Source organism: Hydrogenophaga sp. (assembly GCF_030651625.1).
Lineage (GTDB): Bacteria > Pseudomonadota > Gammaproteobacteria > Burkholderiales > Burkholderiaceae_C > Hydrogenophaga.
In genome coordinates this window covers 33,172-54,033 of record NZ_JAUSCF010000026.1, presented here as the reverse complement: position 1 = coordinate 54,033, position 20,862 = coordinate 33,172, and the positions used below count along the sequence as shown (strand labels likewise).

The 20,862-nt window shown below is 62.5% G+C and carries 20 protein-coding genes; 6 read left to right on the top strand and 14 right to left on the bottom strand.

The features are described from left to right. Positions 1 to 149: 149 nt before the first annotated feature. The 10 genes from gspE to gspG form a co-directional block, all read right to left on the bottom strand. Positions 150 to 1,601 (bottom strand): type II secretion system ATPase GspE, encoded by a 1,452-nt coding sequence (gene gspE / locus Q7V46_RS12920; protein ID WP_370690341.1) that lies wholly within the window; start codon positions 1,599 to 1,601, stop codon positions 150 to 152. Between the two features lie 3 nt (positions 1,602 to 1,604). Next, entirely contained in the window at positions 1,605 to 3,743 is a 2,139-nt protein-coding gene (gene gspD, locus Q7V46_RS12915; RefSeq protein WP_370690344.1) for a type II secretion system secretin GspD, read from the bottom strand. Between the two features lie 156 nt (positions 3,744 to 3,899). Next, complete coding sequence (gene gspN / locus Q7V46_RS12910; protein WP_304913958.1) at positions 3,900 to 4,694, bottom strand: type II secretion system protein N; 795 nt, start codon at positions 4,692 to 4,694, stop codon at positions 3,900 to 3,902. 3 nt (positions 4,695 to 4,697) lie between these two features. Further along, positions 4,698 to 5,207: a type II secretion system protein GspM gene (gene gspM, locus Q7V46_RS12905; protein ID WP_304913957.1), complete on the bottom strand. Its 510-nt coding sequence runs from the start codon at positions 5,205 to 5,207 to the stop codon at positions 4,698 to 4,700. Between the two features lie 36 nt (positions 5,208 to 5,243). Beyond that, a complete protein-coding gene (gene gspL / locus Q7V46_RS12900; RefSeq protein ID WP_304913956.1) occupies positions 5,244 to 6,545 on the bottom strand; it encodes a type II secretion system protein GspL in 1,302 nt (433 codons plus the stop codon). Positions 6,546 to 6,621: 76 nt separating this feature from the next. Further along, positions 6,622 to 7,617 (bottom strand): type II secretion system minor pseudopilin GspK, encoded by a 996-nt coding sequence (gene gspK, locus Q7V46_RS12895; RefSeq protein WP_304913955.1) that lies wholly within the window; start codon positions 7,615 to 7,617, stop codon positions 6,622 to 6,624. Further along, the gene (locus Q7V46_RS12890) at positions 7,614 to 8,312 is read right to left on the bottom strand and encodes a type II secretion system protein J (RefSeq protein WP_304913954.1); all 699 of its coding nucleotides are present in this window, start codon (positions 8,310 to 8,312) and stop codon (positions 7,614 to 7,616) included. Before Q7V46_RS12890 ends, gspK begins: the two co-directional genes overlap by 4 nt. After that, positions 8,312 to 8,704, bottom strand: coding sequence for a type II secretion system minor pseudopilin GspI (gspI, locus tag Q7V46_RS12885; RefSeq protein WP_304913953.1), 393 nt, complete (start codon positions 8,702 to 8,704; stop codon positions 8,312 to 8,314). The genes Q7V46_RS12890 and gspI overlap by 1 nt, the downstream gene beginning before the upstream one ends. After that, positions 8,701 to 9,171 (bottom strand): prepilin-type N-terminal cleavage/methylation domain-containing protein, encoded by a 471-nt coding sequence (locus Q7V46_RS12880; RefSeq protein ID WP_304913952.1) that lies wholly within the window; start codon positions 9,169 to 9,171, stop codon positions 8,701 to 8,703. The genes gspI and Q7V46_RS12880 overlap by 4 nt, the downstream gene beginning before the upstream one ends. 11 nt (positions 9,172 to 9,182) lie before the next feature. Further along, complete coding sequence (gene gspG / locus Q7V46_RS12875) at positions 9,183 to 9,614, bottom strand: type II secretion system major pseudopilin GspG (protein WP_304914020.1); 432 nt, start codon at positions 9,612 to 9,614, stop codon at positions 9,183 to 9,185. A 125-nt stretch (positions 9,615 to 9,739) separates the two neighbouring features. Between gspG and Q7V46_RS12870 the strand changes: the two genes are divergently transcribed. Next, the gene (locus tag Q7V46_RS12870; RefSeq protein WP_304913951.1) at positions 9,740 to 10,252 is read left to right on the top strand and encodes a type II secretion system protein N; all 513 of its coding nucleotides are present in this window, start codon (positions 9,740 to 9,742) and stop codon (positions 10,250 to 10,252) included. 176 nt (positions 10,253 to 10,428) lie between these two features. Here the strand turns inward: Q7V46_RS12870 and Q7V46_RS12865 are convergent, their stop codons facing one another. Together Q7V46_RS12865 and ilvA are read right to left on the bottom strand one after the other, a co-directional pair. Next, positions 10,429 to 11,532, bottom strand: coding sequence for a nicotinate-nucleotide--dimethylbenzimidazole phosphoribosyltransferase (locus Q7V46_RS12865; RefSeq protein WP_304913950.1), 1,104 nt, complete (start codon positions 11,530 to 11,532; stop codon positions 10,429 to 10,431). Between the two features lie 18 nt (positions 11,533 to 11,550). Next, positions 11,551 to 13,164 carry a threonine ammonia-lyase, biosynthetic gene (gene ilvA, locus Q7V46_RS12860; protein ID WP_304913949.1) on the bottom strand — a complete coding sequence of 538 codons (1,614 nt, stop codon included), beginning with the start codon at positions 13,162 to 13,164 and terminating at the stop codon, positions 11,551 to 11,553. A gap of 301 nt (positions 13,165 to 13,465) precedes the next feature. Between ilvA and Q7V46_RS12855 the strand changes: the two genes are divergently transcribed. Next, on the top strand, positions 13,466 to 13,915 hold the full coding sequence (locus Q7V46_RS12855) for an OsmC family protein (protein ID WP_304913948.1): 450 nt from the start codon (positions 13,466 to 13,468) through the stop codon (positions 13,913 to 13,915). A 46-nt stretch (positions 13,916 to 13,961) separates the two neighbouring features. Here the strand turns inward: Q7V46_RS12855 and coq7 are convergent, their stop codons facing one another. After that, entirely contained in the window at positions 13,962 to 14,606 is a 645-nt protein-coding gene (coq7, locus tag Q7V46_RS12850; protein WP_304913947.1) for a 2-polyprenyl-3-methyl-6-methoxy-1,4-benzoquinone monooxygenase, read from the bottom strand. Between the two features lie 298 nt (positions 14,607 to 14,904). Between coq7 and Q7V46_RS12845 the strand changes: the two genes are divergently transcribed. Further along, positions 14,905 to 15,915, top strand: coding sequence for a porin (locus Q7V46_RS12845; protein WP_304913946.1), 1,011 nt, complete (start codon positions 14,905 to 14,907; stop codon positions 15,913 to 15,915). 289 nt (positions 15,916 to 16,204) lie between these two features. After that, positions 16,205 to 17,128 (top strand): porin, encoded by a 924-nt coding sequence (locus tag Q7V46_RS12840; RefSeq protein WP_304913945.1) that lies wholly within the window; start codon positions 16,205 to 16,207, stop codon positions 17,126 to 17,128. A 124-nt stretch (positions 17,129 to 17,252) separates the two neighbouring features. Here the strand turns inward: Q7V46_RS12840 and Q7V46_RS12835 are convergent, their stop codons facing one another. After that, positions 17,253 to 17,558: a helix-hairpin-helix domain-containing protein gene (locus tag Q7V46_RS12835; protein WP_304913944.1), complete on the bottom strand. Its 306-nt coding sequence runs from the start codon at positions 17,556 to 17,558 to the stop codon at positions 17,253 to 17,255. 661 nt (positions 17,559 to 18,219) lie between these two features. Here Q7V46_RS12835 and Q7V46_RS12830 point away from each other — a divergent pair. Continuing rightward, on the top strand, positions 18,220 to 19,806 hold the full coding sequence (locus Q7V46_RS12830; protein WP_304913943.1) for an ABC transporter substrate-binding protein: 1,587 nt from the start codon (positions 18,220 to 18,222) through the stop codon (positions 19,804 to 19,806). A gap of 63 nt (positions 19,807 to 19,869) precedes the next feature. Next, complete coding sequence (locus tag Q7V46_RS12825; protein ID WP_304913942.1) at positions 19,870 to 20,850, top strand: ABC transporter permease; 981 nt, start codon at positions 19,870 to 19,872, stop codon at positions 20,848 to 20,850. Positions 20,851 to 20,862: the final 12 nt, after the last annotated feature.

Here is a 20,862-nt window from a genome sequence, read left to right as displayed (position 1 = left end):
CGAGGGGGTCGCGCGAAGCGCGGCGGGGGGGTGCCAGTCCCTCCGGCGCGAAATGGCCCAGTCCAGAGATACCGTCGGGCCGGCTTTGCCGGACGACTGGTATCGCCCCCTCGAGGGGGTCGCGCGAAGCGCGGCGGGGGTGCCCCAATCTAGTCCCGGGTGACACTCATCACCTCGGCCACAGACGTGATACCTGCATCAATGAGGCGCTGACCATCTTCTCTCATGGAGCGCAGGCCTGCCGCTTCCGCCGCGACATAGACCTGGCTTTCGGCAGCGCGGTTGTGGATCAGCGAGCGGATCTTGTCGTCGGCCACCATGAGTTCATAAATACCGGTTCGACCCTTGTAGCCGGTCTGGCTGCAACGATCGCATCCCACGGGGTGCCAGCGTCGGTGCTCGTCCTGTCGACGACAGTGCACGCACAGGCGCCGCACCAGGCGCTGGGCCAGCACACCCAGCAGGCTGGAAGACAACAGAAACGGTTCCACGCCCATGTCTGTCAGGCGGGTCACTGCGCTCGGCGCGTCGTTGGTGTGCAGCGTGGCCAACACCAGATGGCCCGTGAGCGATGCCTGGATGGCAATCTGCGCAGTCTCGAAATCCCGGATTTCACCGATCATGATCACGTCGGGATCCTGCCTCAGGATGGCGCGCAACGCTTTCGCAAAGGTGAGTTCGATCCGCGCGTTGACCTGTGTCTGACCAATGCCCGGCAGTTCGTATTCGATGGGGTCTTCCACCGTCATGATGTTCTGTGTGCTGGCGTCCAGTCGCTGCAGGGAAGCATAAAGCGTGGTGGTCTTGCCCGAGCCGGTGGGCCCGGTGACCAGGATGATGCCGTGCGGTTGCCTGATCAGTCCCTCGAACTGGCCCAGCACATCGCCCTGCATGCCCACCGCCTCCAGATTGAGCTTGCTTTCGCTCTTGTCCAGCAGGCGCAGCACCGCGCGTTCGCCGTGGGCGCTGGGTAGCGTGGACACCCGCACGTCCACCGCACGCGTGCCGATGCGCAGCGAAATGCGGCCGTCCTGTGGCAAGCGCTTCTCCGAGATGTCGAGCTCGGCCATGATCTTCAGGCGCGAGATCAGCGCGGCGTGCAGTGCCCGGTTCGGCTGCACCACTTCGCGCAGGGTGCCATCCACCCGGAAGCGCACGCTGGAATGGCGTTCATAGGGTTCGATATGGATGTCGCTCGCGCCATCGCGAGCAGCCTGCGTGAGCAAGGCGTTGAGCATCCGGATGATGGGGGCGTCGTCTGCGGTTTCCAGCAAATCCTCGATCGCGGGCAGATCCTGCATCATGCGGCTGAGATCGGCATCGCCCTGCACCTCGCTGACCACCGCTGCGGCACTGGATTCCCCTTGTGCGTAAGCGGCGCTGATGCGCTGGGACAGCGATTCGCTGCTTTCCCACTGAATGTCGCTCACGGTGTGGCGCCGCAGAATCTCGGACAAGGCCGACAGGCGGCGCGTCTGCGTTTGGGTATCGGCGGCGGGTGTGTTGCTTCCCAGCAGCGTGACCACTTCGCCGTCGTCTTCAAGCAGCCAATGGTGTTCCCTCGCAAACGCGTAGGGGAGCGGGTATTTCGTCACGACCACGACCTACCTTTGGGGACCTGCTTCAGCGGGCGCGGCGCCGGCAGGCGCTGGTGTCGGGTCTGGCGCAGTCGTGCCGAGCGGGGGCAACAGTGCGCCTGGGGCCAGTTGTGGCGCCAGCACGGGCGAATCGTTGAGCTGAAGGACGCTGCTGGGTCGGGGTTGTGCATCTTTCTGCACCGCACGCATGAGTTCGTAGCGATCCAGTGCCAGTGTGCTGGTCTCCCGGCTGTCGCGCATCACCACAGGGCGCAGGAAAACCATCAGGTTGGTCTTCTTCCGCGAGCGGGTTTCGCTCTTGAACAGGTTGCCGAACAGGGGAATGTCACCCAGACCCGGCACCTTGTCCTGGTTGCCAGCGTACTCGTCCTGCAACAGGCCACCCAGCACAACGATGGCCCCATCGTCCACCAACACGGTGGATTCGATGGTGCGCTTGTTGGTGATCAGGCCGGTGGCCGAATTGACCGATGAAGGTTGCACGCTGCTGACCTCTTGATAGATGGTCATCTTGATGGTGCCGTTTTCGCTGATCTGGGGCTTGACGCGCAAGGTCAGGCCCACATCCTGGCGTTCGATGGTCTGGAACGGGTTGACCGACCCTTCGTTGCTGCCGGTGTTCGTGAACTGGCCCGTCACGAAAGGCACATTTTGGCCAATGACGATCTTGGCTTCTTCGTTGTCAAGGGTGAGCAGGTTGGGCGTGGACAGGATGTTGCCTTCACCCGTCTGTTGCAGCATGCGAGCCAGAAAACCCAGCACGTAAACCCCATTGCGGCGCTCCGCCACACCCAGATTCAGGCCCGGACCGGGCGGTGTCACATTGGCAAAACTCCCTGTGGCCACAGGGAGCGTGTTGGTGAAGATGTTGTTGCCACCGGAACCGAAGTTGGTGCCCAGCACGCCCACCATGCGTTCGCCAAAGGCGCCCAGCGGGCCTTGCCATTGAATGCCGAACTCGGCCGCCTTGTCGGCGTTGACCTCGGCAATCAGGCTTTCCACATAGACCTGTGCGCGCCTGGAATCGAGTTTGTCGATCACCGCGCGCAGTTGCCGGAACACGGGTTCGGGTGCGGTGATGATGAGTGAGTTGGTGGCCGGGTCTGCCTGAATCTGTCCGCCGGTGGACGGGCTCGCGCTGGCTGAAACCGGCGCTGTGGCCATGTCGGTGGCGCCAGCAGGTCTGGCAGCGGCAGATGTGGCCACGATACCGGAAGAACCACCTCCACCGGCGCCGCTCCCCTCTGCCGCCATCGCGGCCCGCAGCGTGGTGGCCAGCGATACCGCGTCCGCGTTCTTGAGGTAGACCACATGGATGTTGCCGCTCGCAGCATCGGAGGTCGGGCGGTCCAGTCTTGCCACCAAGGAACGGACCAGCGCCTGTCTGGCCGGGTTGGCTGCGCGAAGGATCAGGCTGTTGCTTCGTGGCTCCGCCACCAGGCTGGTCCTGACGGACACGTCGACTGGCGCCGCACCGGCCGCCGCCACTGTGCCGCCGGAATCGATCAGCTTGGTGATCAGGCCCACCAGATCCTCGGCAACGGCGTGTTGCAGCGGGATGATTTCCACATCGGTGGCCCCGGAAACGTCAAGGGCCGCAATGATGCGGCCGATGCGTTGCAGGTTGTCGGCGTAGTCGGTGATCACGAGCGAGTTGTTGCCCGGGTTGACGTTGATCGTGTTGTTGGGTGCGATCAGGGGTCGCAGCACCGGCACCAGGTTGTTGGCTGATTCGTGATTGAGCCGGAAGATCTGGGTCACCACCTGGTTGGATGCGGTCAGCCTGGCCACCGAGCCCGCGCTCACGACGTTGCCCTGCAATTTGGCATCGGCTTCGGGAACGATCTTGTAAAGTCCGCCGGTGTCCACCAGCGAGAAGCCTTGCAGACGCAACACGGCGCCAAACTGGTTGAGTGCCGCTTCGGGTGATACCGGCCGTTCGGTAGCGAGGTTGATGGTTCCCCGGACCCTCGGGTCGACCACCACGTTGCGGCCTGTGATGGTGGCCATGGTGCGCGCGACCGCTTCAATTTCAGCGCCCACGAAATTGAGCACAACCGGTTCGCTGGCGCGGGACTGGGCCATGGCCGATGGCCCGATAGCGAAACCGAGCCCAGCCAGAATGCAGGCGCTCAGGGCCAGCATCGCTCGTGCCGAACCGTGCTTTCGCGGACCTCGAAGGTCGCGCTGGACGGGGTCAGCACGGAAGTAAAAAGTTTTCATATTGGAATCCTATCGCGAAGTGTGCCGCACGATGTCAGTTTTTTGACTGGATGCATGGCGGGACTGTGCAGGGCATCCTTAACCGATATTGACCAGTGAACGGGGGCCGTCACGGCGGCCGATGATATTGAGCAGGTTGGTCAAGGTCCCTTCGCGTCCGGGTGCGGCACTGGCCTCACCCTCGAACCGGAGACGCCCACCGACCCATTGCCCCGATCCCTGGAGCTGCAGATCGCCCCGCAGCGTCTGCAGGTCCAGCGATGCCGAGTGACCATCCGCGAGCGCCTGAAGTTCCAGGCGGTAGCTTCCCAGTGGGCGCAGCGTGGACAACCGGGAAGCGATGTCCAGCGCGTCGATGGCCAGCGCGCCTTCCAGGTTGGCTCGGCCCTGCGCCCATCGGAGCGTCATCCCCGTGGTCTGCAAGGCCAGTTGCCCTTCCATGCGCAGGGTGTTCCAGGGTGTGCCCAGGCCGGTCAGCAGATCGGCCGGCCACTGACTGCTGGATGCCGCAATCTGCAGCTCGCCACCGCCCCAGCGGGGCCTCGCTTGCAGATCAATGGGTTTGGGCGTGCAGCATGGCGCGTTCAACCGGATGCCAATGGCGGGTATGCCGGCATTCAGGCGGGGAGCCAGGCGCCATTGCAGGCCACGCGGCAAGACCGTCTGGGTGCGGCTCCCTGCGCCGCCAGAGAGCATCAGATCGGCTTTCCCGCGCCAGACGGTGCCACTGGCATTGATCAGCCGCAACTGACCGTTCGATGCTTTTTCGATACCCTGCGCAAGCCACCGTGCAGGTGCAAACAGCAACAGCGCCAGAACAAGCCCGAGCACGAGTCCGACCCAGGCCATCCGGTGCGTCCAGGTGGCTGTCATGTCTCAGTTGCCTCCGCTGAGCGATGGCCCGGCCAACACCAGATTTCCGCTCCAGCTGACAGGTGTGGTGTCCCCCGAGAGCTGTGCTTCCACCGGCGTGAGGCGCGCATTCAGGCGCACGCGGGCCAGCCAGGTGGCCAGGGCTTCCGGTGACGTACCGCGCAGCGTGACGGAGGGCCGATCGCCCACCACGCTGAGCTGACCCGTGCCGCCCAATGTGCCCATGCTGTCTTCCAGCGCGCGCAAGGCTTCGGTTCTCCCCAGTGGTTGCGCCGTGTTTTGCGAGCGTACCGCTTCGGCTGTCGACGCCATGGCCCTGAGGCTGGCCAATTGGGCATCGATCTGCGCGTGCTGTGCGGGCGCTTGCCGCAGCGTCTGGATGGCCGGGGCCAGTGCCACCCACCAGAGCAGAAAAATGCCCACAATCCAGGCTGTTGCCGTCACCGCGATGCGTTCGCGCGGCGACAGGCGCTCCATTGCTGTCTGGAGGCTGTTGGTCAGACGGACTGACAAGGGGGTAGGGGAAGGAGAAGGCGAGGCCATGGTATTTCAGGGCATGGGGGGGCGGATGAACAGGTCACTGCCTTCGATGCGTACCTGCCAGCCGCCCCGTTCCATCGCCTGGATGAGTGCATTGAGGGATTCCTCGGAACCCCTCCATGCACCAAATCGTCCTTCGTTGTTGCTGTACGCAATTGCGGCAGGGATGGGCCGAGGTTCCACCGAAGACTGGGCGATGGTGCCCAGCAGGCTTTCCAGGTCTGCAGGCGACAGCATGCCGCTGACCTTGAGCAGCTGGGTCAGTTCGCGCTGCATCTGGACCGGGGCATCCAGAACCAGGCTCACGTGAGGGAAGGTCTGTTGGAGCGTCTGTCTTGCCGCCACCTTCTTGGCTTCAATGGTGTTGCGTTCTGCCCAGGCCGCCACATTCAGTCCCACGAGTTGAACCGCCACCAGGGCAGCCAATCCCCAGCGTGCGGCCCGAAACGTGGGAGAGCTGCGCCAGCGCCGTGCGGTGCGGAGCCAGCGCTGTCCGCGGCGGGCGCCTGAAGACAGGCTCAGGTCGAATTGCGCCAGATTCCAGTCGGAAAAGGCGCATTGCAACAGCCACGAAGGACGGGATACCAGGTCAAAGCGTTGGTTGAGTGCACGCTCTGCCATGGCCGCCACCGAGGGGTCGGCCAGCCAGCGCGTCGTGGCAGGGTCCGATGTGGCGATATCGACAGGTGGTCCCGCCGTGGCAGGTGCCAAACCGCCGAATGCGGACTCGCCAAACGTGCTGTTGGCGCTTTCTCGCAATGGCGTGCAGCGCACGCCCAGGGGGCAAGAAGTCGCAAGCCAGACCTGGTCACCTTCATCATGCGCCCAGTGCAAGGTGGGTTCGGCGCTGAGGCTGGCGTCGTTGACGTCGGAGTTTGGCGTGAGGGGGGTCAGCGGCCAGAGTGACGGCACGATACGTGACACAGGTCGACCCACGCCTTCCAGCGCCTGCAACCAGCTTTGTAACCACGCCTTGGCGCAAGCCGCCACCCAGACTGTCTGGCCGGATCGCCCACCGGGCTCCAGCGCGAAGTGCAGTTCATTGGTGTCGCTCAAGACCCGCTCTTCAAGCAGGCCGTCGAGCACAGCGCGCAGCTTGGCCTGCGGCACCTTGGGCAGCACCACGCGGTGCCAGGACACCGCACGGGGTGGCAACACCAGAACCACATCGGCGTCGCGCGGGAGCAGCGAGGCGGCGCACTGACCGTGATCCAGCACCATCTCGCCGTCTGCAGACAGCGCCCAGTCGACCAGGGCCGATGGGCCAGCCGTGGGAGCGACGGAAAAATCGGAGGCGGTGACGATCAGCACGGCAGGGTGGTGGCAGGTTGGTGGACCATGGGTCGGGCACCCATTCTAGAGAGACAGTGTGTCAAAAGGGTAACGTTCATTGTCCGGCAATGCGTTCACGCCACACCACCCTCACACTGAGACCACTGCGTACCACCACGGAACGCTCCTCGATCACCACATCGTCGAGCCTCAGGCGACCCCGTATTTCGAAGAAGCGGCTGCGCGCGCCGTGGTGAAGGTCGGACAGTTGCACCGCTTCGTCACGCACCATCACCTCGGCGTCGTTCAGGCTCTTGAAAGGGTTTCGTTCCCGCTCGGTGATCAGTTGCTGAGCCCGGGCCATGTCCAGGCCCGGGACGCTGGCGGCCAGGGCCTGCCGGCTGGCTGTGTTGATGTTGAGCGTCGTTCGCGTGGGCAACACGACGGCGTGCGGCTCCAGCACCGCCAGGCTGGACTCCCGGATGCCCATCCAGGCCAGGTGGGCCAGCTTCCTCGGAGCCAGCGCGCTCGCCGACGGTTTGGGGTCGCTCAGTGCCAGGTTCTGTGTCCTCACCAGCTCGTTCGCCGCAGCAGTCAGCTCCGAGGCCGGCAGGTCCAGCAGTTCAAACAGACGGGTGAAAGCCCGCATGTCGGTCTCGGAAAGCGTTGCCTTGGTCTCGGCGCCGTCACCGGTCACTCGGACCAGGTTCGTGAAATTCATCCGCGACTGCAGGTCAATGATTTCACCCGAAAGAAACGCTTGCAGCACGTCGTCGGTGTTGTTGTTCTTGTCGACCGCCAGAAAACTGGACAGGCGGGCTTCCTCCAGCGGCATGGCCCAGGGCTCGCCCAGGTGATCGCCGTTGCCGCTGTTCTGGTTCGCGCGGGCATCCTCGCGCAGGATCAGCCGGGACCAGTCAAGCGCGCCGGTCAGGATCCATGAGGCCTGCATGCGCTGGCGTTCCGCCGTTTCCACCTCGGTGGCCCGCCACTGCTGCCACATGGCGGCGGTGGCCATCGTGGCCACCAGGGTGACGGTCAGCATCGCCAGCAACAGGGCCGCACCCCGTTGCGGTCGGGCAACAGATCTGCCCACGCAGGCCCTGTTCACCGGCCTGCCTCCAGCGTGGTGCGGACCCAGTCACGCACCAGCTCGCCCGACAGGCTCTGGCCCGGCGGCAAGGTCAACACCACGCGGATGCCATTGGGGAGATTGCCCTCGTCGACGCCGACACCGCCTTCATTGCCGATGGCAGATTGCGGGTTGCCCCAGGTTTCACCGCGGTGATAAAACAACTGCCATTGGGCAACGGGAATCAGCGCCACACTGCTGTCGTCGCTTGCCGGCGCTTCGCTGCGGGCCTCGCGCCCCCACTCCGATGCCCTTTGCCACGCCCGTGCCAGCTGGTCGCGCCGCTGAATTGATCCCGACTGCCAGCGGGACCACTGGGCTGGTCCGGCACCATCTGAAATGCGCGACCAGGCCACGACACGTATGCCGGGGCTGTTCAGACCGGATTCGCTGGCATCTCGCCGGGTGAGGCGCAACACGCGGCCGTCAAAATCCAGCGCATTGACTTCGCCTGTCTCATACACGGCGTCAAGATCGGCGCTCCATTGCCCCAGTGTGGCCTGCAGACGCAGCAGGTCGTCGGCGTGCTGCTGCGTCATGGCCTGGGTCCGGGTCATGCCATCAATAGAGCGCCAGCTCAGCAGCGCCAGCATCGACATCACCACAATCGCAACCAGCAGCTCGATCAGGGTGAAACCTCCGATTCGGCGGACGCGAAAGGGCTGGGTGCTCATCAGTACCTTCCCTGAACGGTGGAAAGATTCAGCAAACGCACGGATGAAGGGCCAGCCGTCGACTCGACCACCGCGTCCACCCGGCGAAAATTCGGATTGGGGGTGGGCAGAACGGACAGTCTCACCACCAGGGTGCGCCCTGCCTGCGCACAGTTGATGGTGCTTTCCCCCACATTGGGCAACTGGCGGGCCAGGCGCAGTCGGGTCAGTTCGTTCTCGGCGCAAAGTTGCGCCAGCCATTGCTCGCTCTGGCGTTCGGCCGAGCGGGTCAGTGCGCCGGTGGCCTGAAGGCCCGCTGCCAGGGCAATGGCCACCACCGCCAGTGCCACGAGCACCTCGATCAGGGTGAATCCCCTGTTTCGGTGAGGCTCGGCACGTGGGCAGGCTTTCATTGTGCGTTCTCTGGTGTCGCCACCGCAAAGGGCGACAACCCGTCGGTGGCGAGCACGAGGCTGCGATCACCTTGTTGCAGCGTCAGCTGCTGAGCGGCAATCAGAGGTTCTGGCCCCAGGACCAATGTTTGCGCGCCTGCCGGTCTGGTGACCTGAGCACGAGTCACCGGGTTCAGCCAGTTTCGGGGCCCCCAGATGGAAGCGGTGCCCACGGTCGGCACGTCGGGGCGGTTTCGGACGCCCACAAATTCGAATCCCTCGGGTCGGGTGCGCCAGACCACCGGCACGCCGGTGGTCCTTGACTGGGCACGGGCTGCTTCCAGCATGGCCGACAGCCTCAGCGCCTCTCGTTCAAGCTGCGTGGCCTGACCGTCGCGCAAGGCCAGGGTTGCACCGGCGGTGGCCATGGCCGCGATGGCCACGACCACCATCAGCTCCAGCAAGGTGAATCCGCGGTGACGGCGCATGGCCCTTTGGCTTATTGCCAGCTGCCGATGTCTGCATCGCGGCCTTCGCCGCCTGGCTGACCGTCCGCACCCAGAGACAACACATCAATCTCTCCGCGCAAACCGGGGTTCAGGTACTGGTAGGGGCGGCTCCACGGATCGTTCGGCAGCTTGTCCAGGTAGGGGCGCCAGTTGGGAGGCACCGGGCCAGCAGACGGCCTGACGACCAAGGCGTTGAGACCTTGCTCGGTGGTGGGGTAGCGCTGGTTGTCCAGGCGATAGAGCTTGAGCGCCTGCACGATGTTGTTGACATCGGTGCGTGCGGCCGTCACCCGCGCATCGTCTGCACGGTCCAGTACGTTCGGGACGATCAGTGCGGCCAGCAAGCCGATGATGACCAGCACCACCATCAGCTCAATCAAAGTGAAGCCTCGGCTCACTGCGTGCCAGGCTCTGGGCAGCATGGCCAGCGACCGTGCCCGAGGGGGGGCTGTGTGTGTCAATACGTTCTCCCGAAACAAGTCTTCGGCCACTTGAGATGGCTGCGTGATGGCCGCGTGTCTTGGCCTAGGTCGATCATAATGCGCCCATGAGCAAGTCACTTTCGTTTGGGCATTCTGTCTTTCAGGGTGATGTACCTGCCGGCCTGGTGCCCGCGCGGCGTCCCTGGCCAGGGGTGGCCGCGGGCGTGATCTGGCTCGCTGCGGGTCTGAGCGCAGGTTACTGGGTGCTCCAGACGTTGGGGCGTTCGCCTGTGACGCCCCTGGCATCAGCGTCCGTATCGTTGCCCGTGGTTGATACCACCAGCGTTGCGCAGGCGCTGGGGGCCACGCTCGCGCCCGTGATGACCAATGACAATGTGCCCGCGGTGGTGGCCACCCGCTACGACCTTGTCGGTGTGGTGTCCGACCGCCGTCAACAAGGGGCTGCGCTGATTGCGGTGGATGGGCAGCCACCCAAGCCCTACCCCGTGGGTGCCGAACTGGAAGGCGGTGGCATGTTCCTGCAGTCGGTCAGCGGACGTACCGTGCGTCTGGGCCCTTCCATGACAGCGCCTCACAGCATGGAACTCACCCTGCCGGTGCCTGCCGAAGGCGCTTGAATAGGCCCACCCCCGCGCCGCGCCTTCGGCGCGTCATCCCCTCGAAGAGGCGATACCAGTGGCCCGGCAAAAGCCGGTTCCACGGTAGCTCTGGAATGGGTCACTTCGAGCCGGATGTGCGCACCCCCTGACGGGCCACTCGGGCCCGTCCAACTGCCATTTCTAGGGTGACTTCATCAGCTCTGGGGCGCCAGCAGATCGCGCGCCGCCAGCAGCAATGGCCAGGCCAGCAGCGCGCCGACGCCTTGGCCGACCCTGAGCTCCATGTCCATCAGCGGTTGTGCCTGCAGATGGATGAGCAGCAAGCGATGTCCCGGCTCGGCAGAGCGGTGGCTGTAGATCAGGTAGTCGGCAACGGCAGGGCGCAAACTCCGGGCGACCAGCGCCGCCGCACCCGCCACAAAACCGTCCACCAGCACCACGCGCCGTTCGCTCGCCGCCTGTACCATGGCGCCGGCCATCATGGCGATTTCGAACCCCCCCATGGCGGCAAGTGCTGCCAGGGGCGATACGGCTTTGCGATGGCGGGTGGCTGCTTCAAACAGCTTCTCCAGTTTGTGCCGCCTCTCGTCGTCCGGCGGGCCACCCTCCTGGTCGTGGTCGCGCCCGCAGGCATCCGCCAGTGGAACGCCACAAAGCCGTGACAGCAACAAGGCCGCGCACGAGGTGTTACCAACCCCCACGTCGCCCAGCGCCACCACATTGCCGGGCAAGTGGCGAACCACATCCATACCGGCATGCAACGCCGACACCGCCTGCGCCACCGACATCGCCGGGCTCAACACCATGTTGCGCGTACCGTACCCGATCTTGCGCAGCAACAGGGGCACTTGACTTGGGTCGTCCGCAGGCAGATTCAGCGGATTGGCCAGCCCTGCATCAATCACGGTCAAATCGAAACCGTGAAGCCTGGACAGTGCATTGACGGGTGCCCGACCAGTGAGTATCTGGGTGGCGCGTTGGCACGTGACTGCCTGGGGAAACGCCGACACCCGCTCGTCTGCGATGCCGTGGTCGGCGGCGAACACCAGCATCTGGGGAGAACGAAACCCAAGAGCCTCAAATGGGGCTGGGGGAGTGTGCTGGATCCGACCCAGTTGAAGCACAAGTGCTTCCATTCTTCCCAGGGCATGCTCGGAAAACCCCCTTGGTGTGACGCGAGCGCGCAGCGCATGGTCCAGGTGGATATCGGCCGTGGGTTCTATCTCAGGCAGCCTCAATCCACTGTTCGTCACAGTGGGCTGCCTGGAGGCTGAATGGGGAAAAGGCTGAATGTTCATGCGCGGCCCGAGGACACCTCAGGTCTTGAGGAAGAGGCGGTAGACCGGGTTCGCGGTCTCTTCGACGTACGGGTAGCCCAGGGTTTCGAGGAATTTGTTGAATGCCTTGTCGTCTTTGGCCGGCACCTGCAAACCCACCAGGATGCGACCGTAGTCAGCGCCCTGGTTGCGGTAATGGAACAGGCTGATGTTCCAGCCTGGGCGCATCAGGCTCAGGAATTTCAACAGCGCGCCCGGACGCTCGGGAAACACGAAGCGCAAGAGACGCTCATCCTTCGACAGCGCCGAATGACCGCCCACCATGTGCCGTATGTGCTCCTTGGCCAGATCGTCGTGGGTCAGGTCCAGGGTGTCAAACCCGTGGCGGCTCAGATTCGCCGCGATTTTTTTGGACTCTCCCTTGCCATGCGTCGTCATGCCCACGAACACATGCGCCTGGGCGCCGTCGTGGATGCGGTAGTTGAACTCGGTCACATTGCGCGGTCCGCCGGGGAGCTCGCCAATGACCTCGCAGAACCGGCGAAAGCTGCCCCGCTCCTCCGGGATCGTCACGGCAAACAGTGCCTCCCGTTCTTCACCCACTTCGGCCCGTTCGGCGACAAAGCGCAAGCGGTCGAAGTTCATGTTGGCCCCACACAGTATGGCCGCGTAGGTTTCACCCCTGGTCTTGTGGCTGGCCACATACTGCTTGATGGCCGCCACCGCCATGGCGCCCGACGGCTCCACGATGCTGCGGGTGTCGACGAACACGTCCTTGATGGCCGCACACACCGCATCGGTATCGACCACCACGAATTCGTCAACCAGCCCCCGCGCGATCCGGAACGTTTCTTCGCCAACCAGTTTGACTGCCGTGCCATCGGCAAAAAGCCCCACGTCGTTCAACGTGACCCTTTCGCCCGCTGTGATCGACTGCAGCATGGCATCCGAGTCGGTCGTCTGCACGCCGATGACCTTGATCTCAGGGCGCACCGCCTTGATGTAGTTGGCTATCCCTGATATCAGCCCGCCACCACCGATGGCGACGAAAACGGCATCCAGGTGGTCAGACCCCAGGCTTTGCAGTTGCCTGAGAATCTCCATGGCGATCGTGCCCTGGCCTGCAATCACGTCGGGATCGTCAAACGGATGCACAAAGGTAAGGCCCTGCTTCTTCTGCAGCACCACGGCATGGGTGTAGGCGTCTGAATAGCTGTCGCCGTGCAAGACCACCTCGCCGCCCAGTGCGCGCACAGCATCCACCTTGAGTTGCGGTGTGGTGGTCGGCATCACGATCACGGCGCGCGTGCCCAGCTTGTGGGCGCCCAGTGCCACGCCCTGGGCGTGATTGCCTGCCGAAGCGCAGATGACGCCCCTGCCCAGCTGTTCCGGATCGAGATGCGCCATCTTGTTGTAGGCACCACGCAGCTTGAAGCTGAACACCGGCTGCTGGTCTTCGCGCTTGAGCAGCACCTTGTTGTTCAGACGGCGACTCAGGTTTTTCGCGGGTTCCAGGGCAGATTCCACTGCCACGTCATAGACGCGCGCAGTCAGGATTTTCTTGAGATAGTCACCCGGACTCAACGCCTCTGATGGAGCAGGGGTCTTGGTTCTGGTCGTCAGAGCGTGGGATCTTGGGGTGCGGGCTGCCATGGTATTCCTTGGCTCGCATCATATCGGGCCAGAAAACGCCCCCCACGCTCCGCCGCTTGCGCGGGTCGCTGCCCCCCGAGGGGCGTTTTTTGCCTTGGGGGCTGCCCGGCGGCAAAAAAAACCCGGACTGGCAGAACCGGTCCGGGCTTAAATCCACCCGTGGAGGGTAGAGGAGACAACCTTAAATACAATGAGGCCAGTATAGCCCTGTCATGCTGCGTTGCAACATGCACAAGCGGGTCTTGGCGCCGTTTAGAGCGCTTTCCTCAAAAAAACCACTTTTTTCACACGGGGACACACGATGGAATGCACGGTCAGTTGGACAGGCGCAACGGGCACACGCTCGCAGATGGGTTTTGTCGCTGAGACCGGCAGTGGGCACGTGCTGACCATGGACGGCGCCCCCGACGCCGCGAAACCGGAAAATGGTGGCGCCAACCTGGCCCCAAGGCCCATGGAGACGGTGCTCGCCGGTACCGGTGGCTGTACCGCTTACGACGTGGTCCTGATCCTCAAGCGCGGTCGTCACGACGTTCGCGGTTGCACAGTAAAACTCACCACCGAACGCGCACAGACCGATCCCAAGGTGTTCACCCGGATTCACATGCACTTTGTGGTCACCGGCAAAGCGATACCGGCCGCGGCGGTGGAACGCGCGATCGCCATGAGCCATGACAAATACTGTTCTGCCAGCATCATGCTGGGCAAGACCGCCGAAATCACCACGGCGTTCGAGGTGATCGAAACCTGACGGGCGGCGTGGGGTGGGCGCGCCAGCGCGCTTTGCATCGGCAGTCTTACACCCGATGCGCCACCGTGGTCATGAGGCGTGCAGCCAGCGTCATCAGCCCTTTTACAGGTCTGGGCAACTCCACCGCACCCGCCTGGGTGGCTTCTCTGGCGTGCCGGGCCTCATCCGCTTTCATTTGCGCCACGATCGCGCGTGAGGCATGGTCATGGATCGGCAATCGCTCCATGTGTGATGCGAGATGGGCCTCGACCTGCCGCTCCGTTTCCACCACAAAGCCCAGGCTCACACCACGTCCCATGCGACCCGCCAGCATGCCCAGACCAAATGCGCCGGCGTACCACAAGGGATTCAGAAGTGAGGGGCGGGCGCCGAGCTCGTCCAGGCGGCGCTGCGTCCACGCCAGGTGATCGGTTTCTTCCCTGCCGGCCGCTTCCAGCTGCTGGGCCAGGGCATCGCCTGCACTCCCCGCCCTGCGCGCGGCCAGGGCCTGGGATGTGTAGAGTGCCTGTGCGCAGATTTCACCGACGTGGTTCACCCGCATTAATGCGCCTGACAGCCGACGGTCAGCTTCCGTCAGAGCTTCGGCATCGCCTTGTTCTGGAAGCGTGGGGCATTCGCGTGAGGCTCTGGGCGCCACAAACAGAGTCCTCAAGGCCGAATCGGCAGCGTTGATCAAGGCATCCATGGGCATCTCCTGTCGATCTGATAGAGGCTGTGTATGCTAGCAAGCACAGCCAGCATTGTGCCGCGACACATGCTCTGGCTGGCTGCAGGGTTTGGGGTGGTTCGATGATTCCCGGTATGCACCATTATGGGGCGTTTCATTTGAAGAGACCTGTTGCCCCTGCACCACAAACAATCGCTCAATACACAGAAAGCTTTGCATCTGACCGCGCCATCTGGTGCAATAGATGCAACTTCCAAAACACGGAGGTTGGCGCGGGGGCACTAGACCCACGGCCCTTTTTTCAACCTTGGAGAAACTCTCAATGAAAAAGACTCTGATTGCTCTGGCCGCTGTGGCAGCCACCGGCGCTGCCTTTGCTCAGTCTTCCGTTACCCTTTTCGGCGTGGTGGACTTGAACGTCCGCAGCGTGAAACAAGGCGGTGAAAGCCTGACCTCCATGTCGCAAGACGGTATCGCTTCCAGCCGCCTCGGTTTCCGTGGCGTGGAAGACCTGGGCGGCGGCATGAAGGCTGGTTTCTGGCTGGAAGCTGGCCTGAACCCCGACACCGGCACCCCCAACGGCCTGCAATTCCAGCGCCGCAGCACCGTGAGCCTGATGGGCAACTTCGGTGAAGTGCGTCTGGGCCGTGACTACACCCCCACCTTCTGGAACCACACGGTTTACGATCCGTTCGGCACCAACGGTGTGGGCAGTTCGGTGAATACCTTGTCCGTGCTGGGCAGCGGCGCCACCACCCTGGTGCGTGCCAACAACAGCATTGGTTACTTCCTGCCCAACTTCGGTGGTTTCAGCGGCCAGTTCATGTACGCCCTGAAAGAAGCCAAGACCGCCAACACGCCTAACGAGTACACCGGCATCCGCCTGACGTACGCTGCAGGTCCCCTGAGCGTGGCCCTGGCTACTGCCACCGAAGGTTCTTCGGTTGAAACCGATTCGTTCAAGCGCACCAACGTCGGCGCGTCTTACGACTTCGGCGTGGCCAAGCCCATGGCTCAGTACACCATCGGCAAGTTCGGCGCGCGTGAAGTCAAGCACCTGATGGTCGGTGTGGTCGCTCCTGTCGGCCCAGGCAATATCAAGGCTTCCTACACCCGCTCTGATTACAACCCAGCAGCTGGCAACGGTGATGCCAACCAGATCGCCGTGGGTTACGACTACAACCTGTCCAAGCGCACCGCTGTGTACGGAACCTACTCGCGCCTGACCAACAAGAACGGTGGTTCTTCCTTCGGTCTGGCACCCAACGCTGCTGCCCAGACCGCCAACGGCAAGTCCACCGGCATCGAGTTCGGCGTGCGTCACACCTTCTAAGCATTCGACTGGCGCAAGCCGGTTCGTAGCTTGAAGCAAAGCCCACCGCGAAAGCGGTGGGCTTTTTCGTTGGGGTGACCAATGGGTCTGAAGCAGTGATGATTCCGAGGCTGGCTTAAAACTTGCTAATAATTTAGTGGATCTGTCGTGTTGTCGGCCTGCAACGTTGTCTCCGGATTGCTTCAAAATTTAGGGATTACCCCATGTTTCGAAGCGGCAAGTGCATAACATTGGCAGGTGAAGATTTTTTGACAAACCCGTTTTGCTAACCTCCTTCAAGGAAAATTCCATGAAAAAATCGTTGATTGCACTGGCCGTTCTCGGCGTGGCTGGCGTTGCACAAGCCCAGTCCAGCGTGACCCTGTACGGTATTGTTGATGTGGTCCTGCACAAGGACAAAAATGAAGCCACCCAGCTGACTTCGGGCGGTTTGAGTGCCAGCCGCTTGGGCTTCAAGGGTACTGAAGATCTCGGTGGCGGTTTGAGCGCTGTGTTCCTGCTTGAAGGTGGCCTGGACGTGGACACCGGTACCGCTTCCGGCTTCAAGTTTGACCGTGAATCCTATGTGGGTCTGGGTGGTGGTTTCGGCGAGATCCGCTTCGGCAAGAACTGGACGGCCTACGACGACATCGCCTTCAACACCAACCCGGTGTTCGACTCCGTGTTTGCACCCACCGGCATCTGGACCAGCCTGGGCTTCACCGGCAATCCCAACAACGGCATCAAGTACGTGTCGCCCGAGTTCGGTGGCGTGAGCGGTGCGTTCAGCACCAACCTGCGCGAAAACACCAACGAGCGCAGCACCGCTTTCCACGTCAAGTACGAAGGCGGCCCTGTGTACGCCGGTGTGGCTTACCAGGTGGACAAGGTCGGTTCCGCAGAGACCAAGTACACCACCGTGAACGGCTCCTACGATCTGGGCGCAGCCAAGATCCTGGCCGGTTATGGTCGCGTGGCTGTTCCAGGCACCAAGACCAACGAGCTGTCACTGGGTGCCGATGTGCCGCTGGGCGAGGCTTTGACGTTCTCTGCTGGTGTGGCCACTTCCAAGCCGGATGGTGGCGAGACCGCTCGCAGCATCGGGCTGGGTCTGTCCTATGACTTGTCCAAGCGCACCACCGCCTACGCTGGTGTTCGCAAGGACAACGATGCAGCGACCGCTGCCGGTGGCGTGGACACCCGCTACGGCTTGGGCATTCGCCATTCGTTCTGATGATGGGCGGTCGTTGGCCGCCTGATCTCGCGCACCAAGAAAAGGCCGCTGGTTGACCAGCGGCCTTTTTGTTGAGCGTCATATTGGTGCAGTGGTCTTTCAGACCACGTCGCTTCGACGATACCTACTTCTTTTCCGCAGGGGTGGCACTGCCTGTGGACGTGTTCTTGAACGCAGCACCATTGACCGTCAGACCCTCCGCCGACAGCTTCACAGCGCGCTTCTCACCAATGCCGGAAACGCGTTGAATGAAATCGTTCCAGTCCTTGAACTTGGCACTTTTGCGCTCTTCGAGAATCCTGGTAGAGGTTCCCGGCCCGATGCCCTTGATGCTGTCGAGATCGGCCACAGTGGCCTCGTTGACGTCCACGGCAGCCATGGCGACGGTGGCAGCGAGAGCCAGCAGCGTGGCGAGAAATTTCTTGAACATGCGTTCCTCCTGATTGAGTTTGGTGTGACAGACTTTGCGGCAGAGGAGGGCGCAATGGGAACGCTGCCGCAACCCATGTTGGTGCAGCTTGGACTCCCTCCCTTGTCGCGGAGAGGAATCTACCCCGACCTCCATCGACCGTCATGCCCCATTTGGAGGATGCCCTGGGTCTGGTGTGGTGCTGCCGCATGCGCTTCTCAGCAGGGATGTGCGAAGCAGCACTGTATTCGGCAGCACGAGCAATCCAATGCTTCGTCACTGGACATGGCGTGTGACTGTACTGATTTGGCCTGGAGCGGGCTGCAAGAACGCAATGGACAGACGCGATCACGAAGCACGCAGACGCATCAAGGGAGAAAGCGTTGCCGACCCTGCTGGGTCGAAAGCGCTGGTTTGGCTGCGTTCCTGCCGGCCACTTGGACCGCGGCGCACTTGAGAGCGTCTCACTGGAAGGCAGTCTGGGCAGGCGCCATATCTTTGCTGCCTGCGTTCATTAGCACTTCTTTCTCATCATCAAATGCTCGAATAGCTCAGAGGGAAATGACACCATGGAGACGCTTTGGCCGCATGCAGGGCATTCGCTCCGGGTAAGTCCGGAGCGTGCGCGGGAACGTTTGTTGCATAGTGTCGAAATGTTCATTTTTAATTTAGGTGTCAACCAATGAAACTGCGCCAAACGAACCTGCGAGTGGCTGTCCTGTGTGCTGCCCTGGCACTGGGAGCCGGTGGCTTGCAAGCCAAGACCTTCAAATGGACCAGCGCCAGCGACATCCCCACCTGGGACATCCATTCCCAGAACAACGCGCTGGCCAACGGCGTTCACGCAGCCGTATACGAGTCCCTCGTGTACTACAACAGCCGCACGTTCAAGCCCGAACCCTTGCTGGCCAGCAGTTGGACGCAGCTTTCTCCCACGCAGCTTCGCATGACGCTGCGCACGGGCGTGAAGTTCCATGACGGCTCGCCCTTCACCGCAGACGACGCGGTGTTCTCGCTTGAGCGCGCCATGAGCAAGACGTCCAACTTCACCGTCTACACGCAGGGCATCACCAAGGTGGTGAAGGTGAACGACAACACCATCGACATCATCACCGGGGGCCCCAATCCAGTGCTGATCAACCAGCTGACCGAGCTGAGGATGATGAGCAAGGCATGGGCAGAGAAGAACAACTCGGTGGCGCCGAAAGACATCAAGACACAAGAGGAGAATTTCGCACACCGCAACGCCAACGGCACAGGCCCCTTCACGCTCAAGGAATGGCAGCCAGACCAGAAGATCGTTCTCGCGAAAAACCCGAACTGGTGGGGCAGTGCCGAGGGCAATGTGACCGAGATCGTTTACACGCCGGTGCGCAACGTGTCCACACGCATGGCGGCATTGCTCTCTGGCGAAGTCGACTTTGTGCTGGACCCCAGCCCGCAGGATCTGCCACGGGTCCGTTCCAACACCGACCTGAAGGTCATCGATGGGGTGGAAAACCGGACCATCTTCTTCGGCATGGACCAGTTCCGCGATGAACTCCCCGGCAGCGACGTCAAGGGCAAGAACCCCTTGAAGGACCAGCGCGTGCGCAAGGCCCTCTACCAGGCGATCGACATCAATGCCATCGCGCGTGTCACCCTGCGCGGTCTGGGTCAGCCCACCGGTGCCCTGGTGGCGCCACAGGTCGCTGGCTGGACCGAAGCCGTGCATGCCCGTCATCCGTTCGACGTGGCTGCCGCCCAGAAACTGCTGGCCGATGCCGGCTACAAGGACGGTTTCGAAGTCGACTTTGCCTGCCCGAACAACCGCTACATCAACGACGAGCAGATCTGCCAGGCGGTGACGGCAATGTGGGCACGCATTGGCGTGAAGGCCAAGCTGCGTACGCTGCCGCTGGCGACCTACTTCCCCATGATCCAGCGCTATGAGGCCAGCATCTACATGCTGGGCTGGGGTGTGCCCACCTTTGATGCGCTGTACAGCCTGCAGTCCCTGGTTCGCACCACCGGCACCGGCGGCGATGGCAACTACAACGTGGGACGCTACAGCAACCCCAAGATGGACAGCATCATCGACCGTGCGAAGACCGAAACCGATCAGTTCATCCGGCCTCGCCTGCTCACGGAAGCGCTCGCCTTGCAGAACGAAGACGTGGCCCACATCCCGCTTCACAACCAGATCATTCCCTGGGCGATGAAGAAGAACATCGATGTGGTGCACCGTGCCGACAACCGTCTGGACTGGCGTCTGATCAAGGTAAACTGAAAGTCAGCCTGATGACCGGGGGTCGCGCACCGAGGTGAGCGACCCTCTCTTTATTCCAACAAGATGTTTGCATTCATTCTCAGACGGCTGGCGCAGGCCGTGATCGTCATGGTCAGTGTGGCGTTCATCGCCTTCATGCTTTTTCAGTACGTGGGCGACCCCGTGGTGTTTCTGCTGGGGCAGGATGCAACCGCCGAGCAGATCAGGGAGCTTCGCGCTGATCTCGGGCTGGACAAGCCTTTCTTCTTTCAGTTCGCCGCCTTTCTGGGTAATGCCGTTCAAGGCGAGTTCGGATTGAGCCTGCGCCAGGGTGCGAAAGTGTCACGCCTGATCGCCGAGCGCTTTCCTGCGACGCTGGAACTGGCCACAGTGGCCGCCCTGCTGGCTTTGGTCATCGGCATTCCGATGGGCGTATACGCTGCACTCAAGAGGGGTACCTTCATCAGCCAGGTGTTCATGACGGTTTCCCTGCTGGGCGTGTCTCTACCCACCTTCCTGATCGGCATTTTGCTCATTCTGGTGTTTGCCGTGAACCTCGGGTGGTTCCCCAGCTTTGGCCGGGGTGAGGTCACCCAGGTGGGCTGGTGGACCACAGGGTTGCTGACCGCCAAAGGCTGGCACCACATCACACTGCCAGCCATCACACTGGCCATTTTCCAGCTCACCCTCATCATGCGGCTGGTGCGGGCTGAGATGCTGGAGGTGCTCCGAACCGACTACATCAAGTTCGCCCGGGCGCGAGGCCTGACGAACCGCGCGGTGCACTTCGGGCACGCGTTGAAGAACACGCTCGTGCCCGTGATGACCATCACCGGTTTGCAACTCGGGGGGCTCATCGCGTTTGCGATCATCACCGAGACGGTGTTCCAGTGGCCTGGCATGGGGCTGTTGTTCATCCAGGCGGTGACCTTTGCCGACATTCCCGTGATGGCCGCTTATCTTTGCCTGATCGCGCTGATCTTCGTGGTCATCAACCTGATCGTGGACCTGCTGTACTTCGCGGTGGATCCGCGTTTGCGTGTGGAAAAGGCGGGTGGACATTGAACGTGAGACACG